We start from the raw sequence: 17,750 nt of genomic DNA on the forward strand, positions 1-17,750 counted from the left end.
CGGTAGAAGTGTGGGCCAGGCCATACACTCATACTGCACAGGCCTTATTCACAGGCCGGTATCCGTTTCTGTCCTTAACGCAAGCTTCCGTTAATCAAAAAGCCTGTCCGTCCGCACAGGTTTGCCGCTCTTTAACGGACATATCCGGACGGATATGATTAAAACCAATTTTGCCGTCCGCTCCTGCCAAAAAAGTTTGCTTGTCCGCCCTGTCCGTTTTTGTACCGTTCTCCCCTGCGGACGGACAGCCAAAAAGGGCAACCATCGTTTAGTTTTAGGGCAAGGGAATTTACACAGCCATTGGCAGTATGCTTTATTACGCAGGCAATCAATCAGCCAAACAGCCATGTATTATTGCCTGCACTTTAGTAAATTCACCCGCACTTATCGCAATGCAAATAAAGTTTAAACTAACACAAGCTACCCATGTTGCCCCTCAAGTTGTAATTGACAAAATAGTATCCCTGTTAGAGGGCAACGACTATAGGGTTACCAACCGAACCGGTAGTGTTGTTGAGTTTGACGATAGTACCTGGAAATTAAGGTGAAGGCACGAAGCCGTAGCACGGTTGGATGGAGGAAAGTTTGAGCTTAGCGTTTCGGGAGATGAGGTTTTGGTAACCTTTAGTTATTACACAAGTTTAATAGCACAACTACTTATATTTATTGCCCTTGCAATAGGCCTGGTAAGCAAGGGGCAGTATTATGGTGTTTTGTTTTTCTTTGTATTTTACCTTTTTGCCATATCAATACAATTAATTACCCAAAGAGGTACAGCCAAAGATATACTGAACAGCCCATCTTAAACTTTTTTACTGCCCTTATTTTTTTTATTGCCCTTAAATTTATAAAAACCGCGTTTTTTAAAAATACCTCTTCTTACCTTAAATTTATATAAAGTGGGGAAAGCGGGCGGGTGCATGCTCTCTGGTGTGCTTACGTGGTTGGTTGTATTTTTGTCCGTCCGCTTTGGTGTCCCGGTACATTTCGGACAGGGCGGACAAGGTTGTGTGGGCTGTTGTGGTGTCCGTCCGCCTACAGGTGTAGGACAGTATCGGACGGAAGCGGACAGTTTTTAATGCTTTTTAAGCACAACAGGCCCAATACAAATATACAGAAATTTCTTTAAAATAAAGAATAAAATTTATTTTTTACCGTGGGGATGTTTAATAAATTGACGTTAGGACATGACGTAAACCAACCAAGGTAACGACTCACCCTGTCGATCCGTTGGCTAACGGACGTCTGCCCCTCTCTCCGGCTTACGCCGCATAGAGGGGCTAAAATAAGCTTCACCCTCTTTCCGGCGAAGCCGAAGAGAGGGTCGACCGGCGAAGCCTGGTCGGGGTGAGTCGTTGCCAGCATACAGGTTGCCCGGTATAGTGGTGTCCGCAAAGCGTCCGCAAAACATGGTCACCCGGGAACGGACGGACAGACGGACGCTTTGGGCCGATAACCGCAGCTACACGTTAGGGATAGTAGTGGATACCGGCCCGGTGCTTAAGGCCTTGGGCAGTATGAACGAATAGCCCGGCCCGCAGGGAACGCCATCACGAGTATCAAGTAGTAAGTATCAAGTAGCAAGACAAAAAGGGGCGATTTGACGACGAGATTAAAGGTCTGCCATATCAAAAAATCTTGATACTTGATACTAACTACTTGCTACTATTTCACCCTTTTACCTTTCCGCCTAAATTGTATCTTTGCAGCTATTATGAGCAAATCAACCGACGAACTTTTTAAAAATGTTATATCGCACGCCAAAGAATATGGCTTTGTTTTCCCTTCCAGCGAGATCTATGATGGTTTAAGCGCAGTTTACGATTACGGCCAGAATGGAGCCGAATTGAAGAACAACATTAAAACCTACTGGTGGAAAGCCATGGTGCAAATGCACGATAACATTGTTGGTATCGATAGCGCCATATTTATGCACCCCAAGATCTGGAAAGCCAGCGGCCACGTTGATGGTTTCAGCGATCCGATGATCGACAATAAAGATTCTAAGAAACGTTACCGGGCCGATCAGCTTTTGGAGGATAAGATAGACCGTTACGATAAAGATGGCAAGACTGATAAAGCAGAAGCTTTACAGCACGATATGGACGAGGCCCTTAAAAATGAGGACCTGCCCCGTTTAAAAGACCTCATCATTGAGCACGAAATTGCCTGCCCGGTAAGCGGTACCCGCAACTGGACCGATGTACGCCAGTTTAACCTGATGTTCAGCACCCAGATGGGCGCCGTTGCTGATGATGCCGACCTGATTTACCTTCGCCCGGAAACCGCGCAGGGTATTTTTGTGAACTACCTTAACGTACAAAAATCGGGCAGGATGAAAATCCCTTTCGGTATAGCGCAAATAGGTAAGGCTTTCCGTAACGAGGTTATTGCCCGCCAGTTCATCATCCGCATGCGCGAATTTGAGCAGATGGAGATGCAATACTTTGTACGCCCCGGCACGCAAAAAGAGTGGTTTAACCAATGGAAAGAAGCCCGCTTAAAATGGCACCTTGCCCTGGGTACCGATGCTGCCAAATACCGCTACCACGAACACGTAAAGCTGGCCCATTACGCCGATGCTGCTTATGATATTGAGTTTGAATTCCCATTCGGCTTTAAAGAGGTAGAGGGGATTCACAGCCGTACCGATTTTGATTTAAGCCAGCACCAAAAATTCTCGGGCAAAAAACTACAATACTTTGATCCTGAGGTTGACCCGGAAACAGGCAAGCCTTATGGTAACTATATCCCTTACGTAATTGAAACCTCGATAGGGTTAGACAGGATGTTCCTGCTTACCATGATCAACGCCTTTGAGGAAGAAGACCTAAGCACCGAAGAAAAACAGGATAGCCGTACCGTACTGCACCTGCACCCTTGCCTTGCACCGGTAAAAGCCGCTATTTTCCCGCTCACCAAAAAAGATGGTCTGCCGGAGAAAGCCCGCGAAATTATGGACAGGCTGAAGATAGATTTCAATATCCAATACGAAGAAAAAGATGCCATTGGTAAACGCTACCGCCGCCAGGATGCTATTGGTACGCCTTTCTGTATCACTGTAGATCACCAGACATTGGAAGACGACACCGTAACCATCCGCTACCGCGATACCATGGCCCAGGAACGCGTAGCATCTGCTGATCTTGACAGGATCATTGGCGACCAGGTTAGCTGGAGAAATTTGCTGAAGTAAAAAAGGTATATATCTCATTGTCATTTCGACAAACAGCGGAGTGGCCCGGGTAATGGGGTGAGGAGAAATCTCTTATAAGCGACAAGCGAACATGCAGGTCGTATAAGGTTTCTCCTCACCCCTTTTTTTTCCCCACGCCTGTTCGTCGAAATGACATAGTGGTTTGATTATAGCAATAATCTTACATATTATGTTTTTGTTAACAAGCACATCATTGGTAAATGATTATGTAATTTTGATTACAATCATTATTACCATGAAACAAAAGCTACTCATCTGCTTAGCTGTAATAGCATCTTCATTAACTACCTATGCTCAAACACCGGGTAAAATAGCCAAAACAGGCCAGGTATTGCTGCCTAATGGCTGGAAGCTTAGCCCGGCAGGTACATCATTACCACTTGGCGACCTGCCTTTGAACATCCAGCTTTCGACATCGGGCAGGCTGCTGGCGGTTACCAATAACGGGCAAAGCACCCAATCGGTTCAACTCATCGATCCAAAGAATGAAAAATTACTTGACGAAAAGGTGGTAGCCAAATCATGGTACGGCCTTGCTTTTAGTCACGATGAAAAAAAGCTTTATGCATCAGGCGGTAATGATAACTGGATCTACGTTTTCAATATAAATGATAATAAGCTTGGCAAGCCGGATACCATTAAACTTGCTACCGACAAATGGCCAAAAAGCAAAGTATGCCCAACCGGTATAACCCTTAACAAAAGCAATACCCGCCTATATACAGTTACCAAAGAAGATAGCACCTTATATATTATTGACCCTGCTGCAAGAAAAATAGTAAAGCAGGTTAAACTGCCATCCGAAGCCTATAGCTGCATCCTGTCGCCCGATGAAAAAACGCTTTACATTTCTTTATGGGGTGGCGATGAGCTGGGCTTTTACAATATTGCAACACAAACCCTAAGCACCATAAAAACAGAAAGCCACCCTAACGAGCTACTACTGAATAAAAAAGGCAATTACCTGTTTGTGGCCAATGCCAATGATAATTCGGTTTCGGTAGTGAACACGGCTAATCATAAAATAATTGAGACCATTGCAACAGCCCTATACCCTACCCATTTAACCGGCTCTACAACCAACGGACTGGCTTTATCTACCGATCAAAAAACGCTGTACATAGCCAATGCCGATAACAATTGCCTGGCAGTATTTGATGTATCAAAACCTGGCAGCAGCCGCAGCATGGGTTTTATCCCGGTGGGCTGGTATCCTACCAATGTAAAAATGCTGGGTAAAAAAATACTGGTAGCCAATGGCAAAGGTTTTACATCAATGCCCAACCCCAAAGGGCCCCAACCCTTGCTTAAAACCGACAACAGCGGTTACAAGCAGGGGGCCACTAACAGCCGTGAGCAGTATATTGGCGGCTTGTTTAAAGGCACACTGTCGTTCATCAATACGCCCGGTATAACCCAGCTTAAAGCCTATACCAAACAGGTTTATGCCAATACACCTTTCAGTAATAAAATTGCCAAAACAGCTCCCGGCGAGCAGGGCAACCCTATTCCGAGACGTATGGGCGAAAAATCGCCTATTAAATATGTGTTCTATATCATCAAAGAAAACCGCACTTACGACCAGGTTTTAGGCGATATGCCGCAGGGTAACGGTGATACTTCGTTATGTATCTTCGGTAAAAAAACAACCCCAAACCACCATGCCATAGCCAGCGAGTTTGTTTTGCTTGATAATTTTTATGTAGATGCCGAAGTAAGCGCCGATGGCCACAACTGGAGCACTGCAGCCTATGCTACCGACTTTGTGGAGAAAACATGGCCAACCAGTTATGGCAGCCGTGGTGGTAATTATGATTTTGAGGGCACCCGCAAAGCAGCCTACCCGCGCGATGGCTTTATATGGGATTACTGCAAACGTGCCGGCATAAGTTACCGCACATACGGTGAGTTTGTGAGTGATGGCAACCCCGGCAGCGCCAACTTAAAATCATTGGAAGGGCATTACTGCAAACAAGCCCCGGGATTCGACCTGAGTGTAAAGGATGTGAAACGGGTAGCTATCTGGGCACATGATTTCGATTCCCTGCTAACTATAAATGCTGTACCAAGGTTTAACAGCGTACGCATCTCTAATGATCATACCAGCGGGCAAAAAAAGGGGGCCATATCGCCAACCGCCGCTGTGGGTGATAACGACCTGGCGATAGGCCAGTTTATTGAACATCTTGCAAAAAGCCCGATCTGGAAGGAATCGGTAGTGTTTATTTTGGAAGATGATGCCCAAAACGGATCCGATCATATTGATGCGCACCGCTCGCCGGTATTTGTTGCCGGGCCTTATGTAAAGCGTAACGCTGTTATCCATGGCATGTACTCTACATCGGGGGTATTGCGTACTATCGAGCTGATATTGGGCCTGCCGCCAATGAGCCAGTATGATGCCGCCGCTATGCCATTATATGATTGCTTTACCAACAAGCCCGATTTTACGCCTTATATAGCTAAACAGGCACAGGTTGACCTGGAGCAGCGTAACATTGCGGTAAACGAAAGCAGCAAACGATCTGAATTATTCAACTTTGCCAAAGAGGATGCAGCACCGGATATCGACCTGAATGAGGTGGTCTGGAAGTTTGTTAAAGGCGAAAATTCCGTTATGCCGGCACCAAAACGCAGCGCTTTTGTAATTTTAGAACAGAAAAAAGAACAGGACGACGATTGATTTGTTAAAGTTTTCTGAACCTGAATTCATCGGATTAAAGAATTTACCGGCTTCTTTGATTTAGGAAATATATGCTTTTGAGATTAAAATTCGTGAAATTCACATAATTCCATAAATTCGGGTTCAGACAAATTATTATTACCAATGACCACCATTGAAAACGAGTACCTGATAGCAACAATTGACCCTAAGGGCGCCCAACTAAGCTCATTAATTGACAAGGCAACCGGAACTGAACATATGTGGCAGGATACTGCTGCTGTTTGGCCATGGCATGCGCCAAATTTATTCCCGGTGGTAGGCGGCTTAATTGATAACGAGCTTGTGGTTGACGGGCAAAAGTATGCCATGGGCCGCCATGGTTTTGCACGGCAGTCGGAATTTGTTTTACTGAATGCTGACGATGTTTCGGCCAGCTTTTCGCTGCCTTACTGCGACAAGACCCTGCATGTTTATCCCTACAAGTTTGATTACCAGGTATTATACACCATCATTGATAACTCACTTAGGATAACCTACAAGGTGATCAACCTGGATAAAAAAACCATATACTTTTCGGTAGGCGCGCATCCGGCGTTTAATATCCCCTTTAACAAAGGCGAAAAATATGAGGATTACTACATAGAGTTTGAAACCGACGAACACCTGGAAACAGAGCTTTTATCGGGCGATGGTTTTTTCACCGGCGAAAGTCAGCCGGTAGCTACGCCCGGCAATAAATTATTTTTAACCCGTAGCCTTTTTGATGCCGATGCATTGGTTTTTAAAAAGTTATCATCAAGAATGGTGACCATTAAAAGTAATAAACACGATCAGACGTTATCAGTGGAGTTCCCTCATTATAACTACCTGGGCATCTGGGCCAAACCCGGCGCCGACTTTGTATGTATTGAACCCTGGTTAGGTTGTGCCGATACAGCAGGTGCTCAAAAAGACATCAGCAAAAAAGAAGCGATACAAAAACTACACGCCGGGCATGTATTTGAGGCACCGTATTTTATAAGCTTGTAACAGCACCAGGTAACGGACACCTGCGGACGGACGGACACCCAATATTCATCGCTGGCTAAAAGGCAGCGAAATGTCAGTCAAATAGCTAAGTTGAAAAGAAAAATGACATTTTAAAAAAGGCCTGTCATGGTGAGCCTGTCGAACCATAGCGGGTAAAGGCCTCTGCGCGCGACCCTTGGACAAGTTCAGGCTGGCAGGTAATTTAAAATCCATATTAAACAATACGCCATGGGGAACCAGTATCACGTTTATATTTTGCTTTGCAACGATGGTTCATATTATACAGGCGTAACTAATAACATTGAAAGAAGGTTTGTCGAACATCAATCAGGAGAAAATAAAAACTGTTATACATTTAAGCGAAGGCCTGTGAAACTCGTTTTTAACGAAGTATTTAATGATGTTAATCAGGCAATCGCCTTTGAGAAACAAGTAAAAGGTTGGCGACGATCAAAAAAAGAGGCGATAATAAACGGCAACTGGGATTTATTACCAGAGCTATCGAAATCTAAAAGTGAATAAAAATCCGGCTGACTCTGAAACGGAAAGAGCGTTGCTAAAAGGGCTRTCATGSTGAGCCTSTCGAASCATAGYGGGYAAAGGCCTCTCCGCACGAGTCTTCGACAGGCTCAGACTGACAGCCCCTTACTCCTTAAAAATCAAATACGTCATAGGTAGTGATAAAATCCAGCGGACTGATCCCTAAAAGGGCTGTCATGGTGAGCCTGTCGAACCATAGYGGGCAAAGGCCTCTCCGCACGRGTCTTCGACAGGCTGCCAATGACAAGTCTATAACTTACTGATTACCAGCATTGAAAAAATGTCATTTTCAATGCGATTATTTGGAACCAAATAAAGATTACTCAGACTGACAGGCCATTACACCTTGAAAATCGAATACGTCATAGGTAAATCAGCCTCTTATTCTTTTACAACTTCATTTAATATGGGATGATCAAGCGCGGCAATTTTGGTGTGGCTGTTTTTCAACTCGTCAAAAACAACTACCTCGTTCAATCCTTTTTTAAGCCAGCCTGCAGGGATATATAAGGTTTGCTGCGGACCAATGTTCCAGTATTTGCCCAGATTATGGCCGTTTAAAAACACAAAGCCTTTCCCATAACCATGCATATCAAGATAGGTATCGCCGGTTTTGGTAAGGGCAAAAGTTCCTTTATATAAGGCTGGTTCAGGTGCATTAGTATCTTTGTTGGCAGCGTATTTAAAACCGCCGGTATTTGTAAAAGGAAACTTATACATTTTCCAGCCTAAAAGTTCCTTATCATTCAAAGTAACTTTTTCCGTTATACCCTGGCGGTTATCGGTTAAATACGCCCCGTAATTAATGCGTCCATTATTTTCAACCAGGATATCTAAAACATCCCCTTTTTTGGCATTATCTAACTGTAACGAATCCTGGCGAAGGTGCCTGTCTAAAATGCTGATGCGTTTGCCGTTTAAATAAACTGTTGCATAATCCCGCATCTCCTTAATTTTTAATAAACCACTGGCTGCATTTTGCAGAGTGGTTCTGTAAAGAACAAAACCATATCCCTGGTCAATATCTTCAAAACAAAGTGGTTTGCCAGATACAACCGGTTTACCCAAATTAGCAAACAAAGGAGCAACAACCGTCAAACTGATACCCGGGATAGCAATAGTTTTATTAGTTGCAGGCACCGGCGGCAATGTTGTACCTGCGGGCAAATGCTTTTGTATTACCTCACGAAACTTGTAAAACTTTGCTGTTGGATTGCCCGATTCATCCAGCGGCGCATCATAATCATAGCTGGATGTTTGCGGCGAGTATGGATCGCTTTTACTCATATTGGCCCCGTTCATGAAATCCCTGGTTGTACCGCCATGAAACATATACATGTTAATAGAGATCCCTGCCGACAAAACCACATCAAGCTTTTTGGCATCTTCATCTGCCTTTGTGTTAGCATGCCTGCCGCCCCAGCTATCAAACCAGCCCGGGTACCATTCGGCAATATAATAAGGGCCTTTACCATCATGGTATTTATTGATAAGGGCTTTTACCTCTTTAGGATTATCCGAACCATTCACCGCGGGTAAATAGCCCGGCAAATATCCGGCAGGCATTTGCGAAGCACCATCGCATGTAAATAACTCGCCGTCAAAACCTGCCTCACGGAAAATCTTGCGGTTAATATCAAGGTACTCCTTATCGTTACTGTATGAGCCGTATTCGTTCTCTATCTGTACCATCAAAATATTACCGCCATGGGTAACCAGGTACGGGCTAAGCTGCTTACCCACCTGCATCACATAGTTTTTGTAGGCCTGTAAAAACTTGGGATCTTTACCCCGCACCTTCAAATCCTTATCCTTTAGTAACCACCACGGGTAACCGCCAAATTCCCACTCGGCGCAAGCATACGGACTTGGGCGCATTACTACCCAAAGACCTTCTTCTTTAGCAATTTTAACAAACTCGGCAATATCATTATTACCCGTAAAATCATAGGTGCCCTGTACCGGCTCATGCGCATTCCAGAAAACATAGGTACCAATGGTATTAAGGCCCATGGCTTTAGCCATTTTCATGCGGGAGCGCCAGTATTCGCGGGGTACGCGGTAGCAATGCATCTCGCCCGAGATCAGTTGCAGGGGTTTACCATCAAGCATAAAGGCAGAGTCGCCTAATGCAAAGGTATGTTTAGCGGTTTGGGCGTTTAATGATGTAAAAGTCGTCAAAAGTAAAAGGCAGGTAATGATTTTTTTCATTTGTAGTAAATTGTTGTATAAGTAAAAAGCCACCCGAAACTGCAGTTGCGGATGGCTTGGAATATTAAAATAACCCTAACTGACCTTTATCGTCAATGTCGATATCATCAGGATTGGTGATCTCGAAGTCTATCTTTTTGGGTGGCTTTGGAGTTTCTGTCGGTTCCGCTGATTCAGATTCCGGTGATTTCACTGATTCTGTCTTTGGCGGTTCTTCTTTTGGAGATTCTACCGATTTGGGGGATGATCCCACTGATGGGGCTTCTGATTTCACTGATACAGTTTCCGCTTCAGGTTCAGATTCATCAGCCTCCGCTGTAATTTCATCTGATTCTTCCACTTCGCTTTCCGGCTCTTCCTCAACGGGTTCTTCAACAGTTTCGTCTGTAGCTATCAGCTCAACAGATTTTATGGGTAATTGCGACAGGCGGTTACCCATGGCCTTCATACCTTTCACATCTATCAGGTCGGCAAGGTTTACTTCAATCGTTTCCGGGCTTTGTTCTTTACCTTTCAGCTGCACTATTTTAACCGTTTGGTTTGCTTTGGCTATATGAACAAGTTTTGAACCCGGTTCATCGCTGATGATGCTTACCTGTTTACCAACGGCAATGCTCTCGAAAGTGAAACGCTTAACCATATAGTTCTTCGATTTACCATCGAGGTGGATAACCGAAAAAACTTTTTTAGGATCGTACTTCTCAATCAGGATCATTTTATCATCAAAATGATTATTCAGATCGAAATTGGTAAGCTCATATATCCCGTTGCTCAACACGTTCAAAATGCGGTCGTCCCCATCAAATTCGCCCAGGTATTTACCCCTGCCGTCGGCATTCAACCGTTTTAAAGTTTCGTCGTACCATATTTTTCTTCCGGCCAGGGTAGATACACCTTTGCTCTTAAGCAGGATCTTTTTAACAGGGTATTTGGTAATGATATTCCCCATCGAGCCACGGCCTTTGATGGCTATCATGGCAAAGTCCTCATCAAACTGTAGTTTTTTAAGTTTAGAATGCGGTTTAAGCTGCACATTAACCACTTCGGCCTCGCCATTAGGGTTAGCGGTAAAGTATAGCACTCTGGTACCTTTTGTGCCTTTGGTCAGGTCGTACTCCTTATCGCGGGTTACGCCTACTACCGAGAAGCGCTTGATATAACTGATGCCGCTTTCGCCATCCTTGTATATCATGTTGTATACGGTACGTTCGTCGTTCTTTTTAAACACGGCTACATGGATAATCTCCTTACCCACAAAAACCTTATCCTGTACCTTGGTTATCAGGCAGCGCCCATCGGCACGGAAAACGATGATCTCGTCGATATCCGAGCAATCGCCCACAAACTCGTCTTTCTTAAGCCCGCTGCCAATAAAGCCGTCTACTCTATTTACGTAGAGTTTCACATTGGCCAATGCCACCTGTGCCGCCTCTACCTTATCAAAGGTGCGCAGTTCGGTTTTACGGTGCCTGTCCTTGCCATACTTTTCTCTCAGTTTTTCAAACCAGGCTATAGTATAATCCGTAAGGTGTTTAAGGTGATGCTTTACCTGTTTTATTTCGTTTTCAAGCGCCTTCATCTGCTCATCCGCTTTTTTAACATCAAAGCGGGTGATGCTGCTCATAGGCTTATCTATCAGTTTTTTATAATCCTCGGGCACTATAGTCCTGTAAAACTGCGGAAAGAAAGGCTCAAACAAGCGGTTCAGCACTTCCAGCACCGTTTCAAAATTACCGGAGCTTTCATAGTCGGGGTGTTTGTACATCCCTTCCTGGATAAATATTTTAAGCAATGAACTGAAGAAGATCTTCTCCATCAGTTCCTTCAGCCTGATCTCCAGCTCCTGTTTAAGCAGCTCCTTGGTGAAAAACGTACTTTCGGTAAGCATGTCATTCACGCTCATAAAGCGCGGCTTATCCGACTGGATCACGCAGGTATTCGGTGATATAGAAACCTCGCAATCGGTGAAGGCATAAAGCGCATCGATGGTTACATCGGGGGAGATACCCGGCGCCAGGTGAATAATGATCTCCACATGCTGCGCGGTATTATCTTCAATTTTTTTAATCTTGATCTTACCCTTATCGTTGGCAGATATTACGCTGTCAATTAAACTTCCCGTTGTGGTGCTAAAAGGAATCTCGGTAATGGCCAACGTTTTTTTATCACGCTCCACAATTTTGGCCCGTACCCTTATCTTGCCCCCACGCTGTCCCTCGTTATAAGCCGAAGCATCGGCCATACCTCCTGTAGGGAAATCGGGTAATAAGTTAGGGCGTTCGCCTTTTAATACAGCTATCGATGCATCTATCAGCTCAATAAAATTATGTGGTAATATTTTGGTGGCCAAACCTACAGCAATACCTTCGGCTCCCTGGGCCAGCAGTAAAGGGAATTTTACAGGCAGCGTAATAGGCTCTTTGTTACGACCATCATAGCTGGCCTGCCAAACGGTGGTATCGGCATTAAAAACAACATCAAGCGCAAATTTAGATAAACGCGCTTCGATATAACGTGGAGCAGCTGCCGAGTCGCCGGTTACCGGGTCTCCCCAGTTTCCCTGGCAATCAATCAACAGGTTCTTCTGCCCTATCTGCACCATGGCGTCACCAATAGACGCGTCACCATGCGGGTGATATTTCATGGTGTTACCAATTACGTTGGCTGCCTTATTAAAACGCCCGTCGTCCATCTCCTTTAGGGAATGCAGGATACGGCGCTGTACCGGCTTTAAACCATCATTAATGTGCGGTACGGCACGGTCAAGAATTACGTAAGAGGCATAATCAAGAAACCAGTTTTCGTATAAACCGTCGAGTGAGGTAACGTTATGTAATACTTCGTTGTCATCGGCTGGCATCTCATTTTGATTCAGATCTTCACTCATTATGTGCTAAAAACTTTTGGATGGGTAAAGATAAAAATTAATGTGCGGATTTCAGATTTCAGATGTGCAGATTTCAGATGTGCAGATTATGCTTCAGATGTGCGAATTTCAAATTTCAGATGTGCAGATTGTTTTCTTAGCCAGAATTTTTCATGTATTGATATTTTTCCGTGGAGTTCGGGATGGCTACGTCGTTTATCGAATCTATGAATTGACAAAATTTCAAAATCAAAGAATTCAACAAATTTGATAAATTCCGGTTCAGACAAAATCATCTGCACATCTGAAATTTGAAATCTGCACATCTAAAGTACATCTGCACATCAAATCCCCTACCCCAATCTCACAAAATGATTTAAACGCAGCTGCAGGTATTGCGCCTTAATAAGCAGGTTTTTGGTAGACACAAAGCGCTCAATATCATTGGCGGTACTCATCAGACCATCTTTATATACCTGGCTAAAATCAAAATAACTTAAATTAAGCTTCCAGTTATCCCTTAAAAAATTTATCACCTGCTTGTCTTTCTTTAACAGCAATTCATAATTAATAACCAGGTAATCATCTGCCGATAGCCTCTTCAGGGTTCTCAGGATCTCCTCGTTATAATTTAACCAAACCTTTAAAAAAGTTTCGGCATGTTCGGCATAAAACTTTTCTTCTCTGCGCTTACGCCTCAAACGGGTCCATACCAACCTCGAAAAATAATTGCGGGCCAGGTATCTTTTATCAATATAGGCAAATTCCCTTTTCAACAGCGAATTAATTACCGACTGATAATCGCGTATAATTACAAGATATTTTGCTTCGGGCAATAATGCAGAATAGGTATCCAGGAACAAACAGGTGCGCGGGTCCTTCCATCCCCATTGTTCATATAAATGTTGTTTTATGTTGATAATACTTTGTAATTTACCCAACTGGTATGGCGACATCTCTATTTTTTTTGCATCCACCAGGCCCGATATCTCCAAACTGTTATTATTCAGGATCTCTTCGTGAAGTTTTAAAAATTCAACATCTTCAAAATGCCCCTCAGTATTTCCGGCATTGCCGGCGGCAAGGCGCTCACCTATTTCCAATCCGCAGCGACTAAGCCAGTTTGTTATTAGTGATGTTCCTGAGCGGTGCATACCAGCAATAATTAACGTTTGATGTTGCATGAGCGATAGTTTAATTGTGATTTAACCGGGTGGCGTTTAACAAACAACGGATTTTTGGCCCGATAAAAAGTGCTGATATTCTATAAAGGCGAAGAGCCTGTCTGTGCATTTGGCAATATCATAAGTATAGGTATTGATATACAGGTCGGGGGCTGGCGGCACCTCGAAAGGATCATTTACCCCCGTTAGGTTACACAACCGCCGGGGATCGCCCTGGGGCAATTGCGCTCTTTGATATAGCCCTTTAGTATCGCGAAGCATTAAAACGCTCATGGGGCAATCTACATGTACTACTTTAACATCATTATAAGTATTAACCAAACCCTGGCGCATGGCTTCATAAGGCGTTATAGCGCTAATGATGGTAACAATACCCAGCGCGCTGAATTTATTTGCTATAAAACCCAGCCGCCTGATGTTTTCAAAACGATCTTCCTTTGAATATTTAAGATCAGGAAAAAGTTCCCCTCTATATTCGTCGGCATCAATTACCTCTGTTAAAATTTCGGCCCGGCCAAGCCATTCTTTAACTTTTGTAGCAAGGGTTGTTTTACCGGCGCCGGATAATCCACAAAGCAGTACGATCATAAAAACTAACTTTAGAGTTGGCAAATGTTAAGCCAGCTGGCCTATTAAACCTTTAATTAATTACCAGCTTAACGGCAAGTTTTCAGCTTAAATTGTAGTTAATAAAGCGTGTATCGACAGAGAATAGTTTTGTATCGACGAATGTGTTAAAACCGTAGACGACGATTTTGAGCATTCACTCATTTTTGTGAAGAAAAATAAATTTAATTTTATACTACTAAATACATAGACATAATAGAATTAATTATATATTTGCAGCAGATAGTTTATAAATGGGGTTCATTTAATAGCTATAACGCAGGGCGCTGATTAGGCAGCAATCGGATGGTTCGACTCTATCCCCTGCATCTATTCTCTTCTCATATTTATGTTTTATAATTGGTTAAATTAGAGTTCCTGCCCATCAGGAGCTCTTTTTTTATTTAAACTTAACCTGTTGGAAACATCAAATTAACTTATTAAAATAATTTAAAAAGTTCTTTTATTTAAAAATTAGTTTTATTATGTTTGTAGAGTAATGCACAACATGTTATTAAATGGAATTTTTTTTAGCCTTATGTCGGTGAGGTTAAAACAGTTTTGTTAATTGGTTTGATAGAATCCTCGCTTCGGCGGGGGTTTTTTGTATTGTAGCTTTTTAATTCAACATATATATAACAAAGGTTCTTTAAAAAATTATGGCCCGATTAAATTTATTGGAAGAGACCCGGTAYGAGAAACTGCCGGTAAGTGTTTATAGCAACCAGCAGGAAGCTTCAATTGCGGTAGCTGGCCGGATAGCAAAGCTRATCCGCGACAAACAAAGCAAAGGYSAAAAAGCCGTGCTTGGTTTGGCTACCGGTGTTACCCCCATCGGGGTTTATGCCGAACTGGTGCGCCTGCACAAGGAAGATGGTTTRTCATTTAAAAATGTCATCACTTTTAACCTTGATGAATACTATCCCATGAAGCCCGAYGCGGCCCAAAGCTATGTTACTTTCATGTACGAGAATTTGTTTAGTCATGTGGATATTGAGCCTGCCCAGGTGCACATTCCGGATGGWACCCTSGATAAAGATGCCGTGGTKGCTTTCTGCCTKGCYTATGAGCACCAGATTGAGGAATTAGGCGGCCTTGACCTGCAGATMCTCGGSATTGGCCGTACYGGTCACATCGGCTTTAACGAGCCGGGATCGGCACCCAACTCGGGTACCCGCCTGGTTACTTTGGATGATTTGACCCGTAATGATGCTTCCCGTGATTTTGGMGGCAAGGCCAATGTGCCTACCAAAGCCATCACCATGGGTATTGGCACCATTTTTAAAGCCCGCGAGATTATCCTGATGGCCTGGAGCGCCAAGAAGGCACCTATTATTAAAAAAGCGGTGGAAGGTGAGATCTCGGGCGAGGTACCGGCTACCTACCTGCAGCTATCCCAGCATGTGGAATTTGTACTGGATGCGGCCGCGGCTTCTGAGCTGACCCGTTTTGATACCCCATGGCTGGTAAAAGATTGTTCATGGGATGATAAAGTATTAAAGAAAAAAGCGGTGATCTGGCTGGCCGATACCATCGGCAAACCGGTATTGAAACTCACCGAAGAGGATTATAATAACCATGGTATGGCGCAGTTAGCTGTAGAGCAGGGACCGGTTTACAACATCAACATCGATATTTTTAACCAGATCCAGCATACCATTACCGGCTGGCCGGGCGGCAAGCCGGATGCGGATGATTCCCAGCGCCCGGAAAGGGCTTTGCCTGCCAAGAAACGTTCCATCATTTTCTCTCCACACCCGGATGATGATGTGATCTCCATGGGCGGTACTTTTATCCGCCTGGTTGACCAGGGGCATGATGTACACGTAGCTTACCAGACATCGGGCAATACCGCTGTTTGGGATGATGATGTATTGCGTTACATGGAGTTTGCTATTGATTTTACCAACAGCATCGGCGAGGATAGTGGTCACCTGAGCTCCTTATACGAGGAGATGCGTGCCTTTTTCCCGCAGAAGCAGCCTAACCAGATTGATACCCGCGAGATCCGCAATGTGAAAGGCTTTATCCGCAAAACAGAAGCCATCTCGGGTGCACGTTACGCGGGTTTGCCCGATGACCATATCCACTTTATGGCTTTGCCTTTTTATGAAACGGGTAAAACCAAGAAGAACACGGTGGGCGAGGAAGACATCCAGTTAACCATGGAGCTGCTGCAGAAAATAAAGCCGCACCAGATCTTTGCTGCCGGCGATTTTGCCGACCCCAACGGTACGCACCTGGTTTGTTTCAACATTATCCTGGCTGCCCTGAACCGCCTGAAAGCTACCGAGGATTGGGTGAAGGATTGCTGGCTGTGGATGTACCGCGGCGCATGGCACGAGTTTGAAACTTATGAGATTGAAATGTCGGTGCCTTTATCTCCTGAGGAAGTGATCCGCAAGCGGAATGCCATATTCAAGCACCAGTCTCAAAAGGATCGCCCGGTGTTCCCGGGGGATGATGCAAGGGAGTTCTGGGTAAGAGCTGAAGACCGCACCCGCGATACCGCGCAGCGTTATGACCGTTTAGGAATGGCTGAGTATGAAGCCATGGAAGCGTTTGTAAGATACAGATTCTAAATTTTTCCCCGGATCATCATTGATGGTCCGGGGATTGTATAATATTGAAAAGGCGATGGATATCGCCTTTTTTATTTAATCAAAGGTTGGTATTTAACCAACTTTTGATTAAGTTTGCTTTAACATTATATGCTAATAATTTACACCCGCAAGCTTGACCAGTTTGCAAAGAAACATGCGGATTCAGGTAAAAGTTTAAAGGTTTGGAAAACCGTGGTAGAGGCTGTAACCTGGAAAAAAAGCATTGATGTTTTAAAAGATTTTCCGACAGCCAAAATCATTAAAGGCGACAGGGCAAGGTTTAAAATAATTGGCAATAAATACCGGCTAATAGTCGAGGTAGATTATGAAGACGAAATAGTAGAAGTAAGATTTATTGGTACTCACGCAGAATACGATGAGATTGATGCTGAAACTATTTGATTTTAATAAAGAAAGAACATGACGAAACCACAGTGGTTCATAATAGAAACTGAAGAAGAATACAACCAGGCCGTTGAACGCTATGAAAAGGTTAAGCGTTCACCAAAAGATTCTGAGGAGCATAAAGAAAAACTGCTGCTTGTTCTGCTTATTTCTGAATATGAAAAAGCAAACAGCAATTTGCCTGAAGTAGATCCGATAGCGTTGATCAAAATACGCATGGAGGATTTTGGGTATAAATCCTCGGACTTAGCTAAAGAATATGGCGATAAGGGCACCGTTAGTAAAGTATTAAATTACAAACAGGCCCTGTCTCTTACTATGGTCAGGAAGTTTAGTAAGCTACTACACATCCCCGCCTCAGCTTTAATTAAAGAATACCAGTTGGCCGAATAATTTTCTCTCCAAATTGAGCACTATCACCAGA

The 17,750-nt window shown here is 43.9% G+C and carries 14 protein-coding genes; 10 read left to right on the forward strand and 4 right to left on the reverse strand.

Features of this window, described 5'->3' with window-relative positions:
• Nucleotides 1–392 precede the first annotated feature (392 nt).
• The 7 genes from AC1DO4_RS04445 (at nt 393) to AC1DO4_RS04475 (ending at nt 7,433) form a co-directional block, all read left to right on the forward strand.
• On the forward strand, nt 393–548 hold the full coding sequence (locus AC1DO4_RS04445) for a hypothetical protein (RefSeq protein ID WP_477413343.1): 156 nt from the start codon (nt 393–395) through the stop codon (nt 546–548).
• 21 nt (nt 549–569) lie between these two features.
• Nucleotides 570–806 carry a hypothetical protein gene (locus AC1DO4_RS04450; protein ID WP_477413345.1) on the forward strand — a complete coding sequence of 79 codons (237 nt, stop codon included), beginning with the start codon at nt 570–572 and terminating at the stop codon, nt 804–806.
• A 579-nt stretch (nt 807–1,385) separates the two neighbouring features.
• Nucleotides 1,386–1,529, forward strand: a complete 144-nt coding sequence (locus tag AC1DO4_RS04455; protein ID WP_477413347.1) for a hypothetical protein — start codon at nt 1,386–1,388, stop codon at nt 1,527–1,529.
• Between the two features lie 185 nt (nt 1,530–1,714).
• Entirely contained in the window at nt 1,715–3,196 is a 1,482-nt protein-coding gene (locus AC1DO4_RS04460) for a glycine--tRNA ligase (RefSeq protein WP_477413349.1), read from the forward strand.
• A 256-nt stretch (nt 3,197–3,452) separates the two neighbouring features.
• Nucleotides 3,453–5,900, forward strand: a complete 2,448-nt coding sequence (locus tag AC1DO4_RS04465) for a bifunctional YncE family protein/alkaline phosphatase family protein (protein ID WP_477413351.1) — start codon at nt 3,453–3,455, stop codon at nt 5,898–5,900.
• A 144-nt stretch (nt 5,901–6,044) separates the two neighbouring features.
• A complete protein-coding gene (locus tag AC1DO4_RS04470; RefSeq protein ID WP_477413353.1) occupies nt 6,045–6,911 on the forward strand; it encodes an aldose 1-epimerase family protein in 867 nt (288 codons plus the stop codon).
• Between the two features lie 228 nt (nt 6,912–7,139).
• Entirely contained in the window at nt 7,140–7,433 is a 294-nt protein-coding gene (locus tag AC1DO4_RS04475; RefSeq protein ID WP_477413355.1) for a GIY-YIG nuclease family protein, read from the forward strand.
• Between the two features lie 399 nt (nt 7,434–7,832).
• Here AC1DO4_RS04475 and AC1DO4_RS04480 read toward each other — a convergent pair whose 3' ends face one another.
• The 4 genes from AC1DO4_RS04480 to AC1DO4_RS04495 all read right to left on the reverse strand — a co-directional run bounded on the left by AC1DO4_RS04480 (nt 7,833) and on the right by AC1DO4_RS04495 (nt 14,300).
• Complete coding sequence (locus AC1DO4_RS04480; RefSeq protein WP_477413357.1) at nt 7,833–9,662, reverse strand: glycoside hydrolase family 35 protein; 1,830 nt, start codon at nt 9,660–9,662, stop codon at nt 7,833–7,835.
• 64 nt (nt 9,663–9,726) lie between these two features.
• Nucleotides 9,727–12,549, reverse strand: a complete 2,823-nt coding sequence (locus tag AC1DO4_RS04485) for a DNA gyrase/topoisomerase IV subunit A (RefSeq protein ID WP_477413359.1) — start codon at nt 12,547–12,549, stop codon at nt 9,727–9,729.
• Between the two features lie 332 nt (nt 12,550–12,881).
• Nucleotides 12,882–13,712: a sulfotransferase gene (locus AC1DO4_RS04490; RefSeq protein WP_477413361.1), complete on the reverse strand. Its 831-nt coding sequence runs from the start codon at nt 13,710–13,712 to the stop codon at nt 12,882–12,884.
• A gap of 36 nt (nt 13,713–13,748) precedes the next feature.
• Nucleotides 13,749–14,300, reverse strand: a complete 552-nt coding sequence (locus AC1DO4_RS04495; protein ID WP_477413363.1) for an adenylyl-sulfate kinase — start codon at nt 14,298–14,300, stop codon at nt 13,749–13,751.
• A 677-nt stretch (nt 14,301–14,977) separates the two neighbouring features.
• Between AC1DO4_RS04495 and nagB the strand changes: the two genes are divergently transcribed.
• From nagB to AC1DO4_RS04510, 3 genes are all read left to right on the forward strand, one after another.
• A complete protein-coding gene (gene nagB / locus AC1DO4_RS04500) occupies nt 14,978–16,900 on the forward strand; it encodes a glucosamine-6-phosphate deaminase (protein WP_477413365.1) in 1,923 nt (640 codons plus the stop codon).
• Between the two features lie 129 nt (nt 16,901–17,029).
• Nucleotides 17,030–17,323, forward strand: a complete 294-nt coding sequence (locus tag AC1DO4_RS04505) for a type II toxin-antitoxin system HigB family toxin (RefSeq protein WP_477413367.1) — start codon at nt 17,030–17,032, stop codon at nt 17,321–17,323.
• Between the two features lie 18 nt (nt 17,324–17,341).
• Nucleotides 17,342–17,719, forward strand: coding sequence for a helix-turn-helix domain-containing protein (locus AC1DO4_RS04510; protein WP_477413369.1), 378 nt, complete (start codon nt 17,342–17,344; stop codon nt 17,717–17,719).
• Nucleotides 17,720–17,750: the final 31 nt, after the last annotated feature.

This window comes from Mucilaginibacter sp. P5_A6 (assembly GCF_056400585.1).

Coding starts and splice junctions, on each gene's coding strand:
- AC1DO4_RS04445 (WP_477413343.1), top strand. CDS start 393: ATGCAAATAAAGTTTAAACTAACACAAGCTACCCATGTTGCCCCTCAA.
- AC1DO4_RS04460 (WP_477413349.1), top strand. CDS start 1,715: ATGAGCAAATCAACCGACGAACTTTTTAAAAATGTTATATCGCACGCC.
- AC1DO4_RS04465 (WP_477413351.1), top strand. CDS start 3,453: ATGAAACAAAAGCTACTCATCTGCTTAGCTGTAATAGCATCTTCATTA.
- AC1DO4_RS04470 (WP_477413353.1), top strand. CDS start 6,045: ATGACCACCATTGAAAACGAGTACCTGATAGCAACAATTGACCCTAAG.
- AC1DO4_RS04475 (WP_477413355.1), top strand. CDS start 7,140: ATGGGGAACCAGTATCACGTTTATATTTTGCTTTGCAACGATGGTTCA.
- AC1DO4_RS04480 (WP_477413357.1), bottom strand. CDS start 9,662: ATGAAAAAAATCATTACCTGCCTTTTACTTTTGACGACTTTTACATCA.
- AC1DO4_RS04485 (WP_477413359.1), bottom strand. CDS start 12,549: ATGAGTGAAGATCTGAATCAAAATGAGATGCCAGCCGATGACAACGAA.
- AC1DO4_RS04490 (WP_477413361.1), bottom strand. CDS start 13,712: ATGCAACATCAAACGTTAATTATTGCTGGTATGCACCGCTCAGGAACA.
- AC1DO4_RS04495 (WP_477413363.1), bottom strand. CDS start 14,300: ATGATCGTACTGCTTTGTGGATTATCCGGCGCCGGTAAAACAACCCTT.
- AC1DO4_RS04505 (WP_477413367.1), top strand. CDS start 17,030: ATGCTAATAATTTACACCCGCAAGCTTGACCAGTTTGCAAAGAAACAT.
- AC1DO4_RS04510 (WP_477413369.1), top strand. CDS start 17,342: ATGACGAAACCACAGTGGTTCATAATAGAAACTGAAGAAGAATACAAC.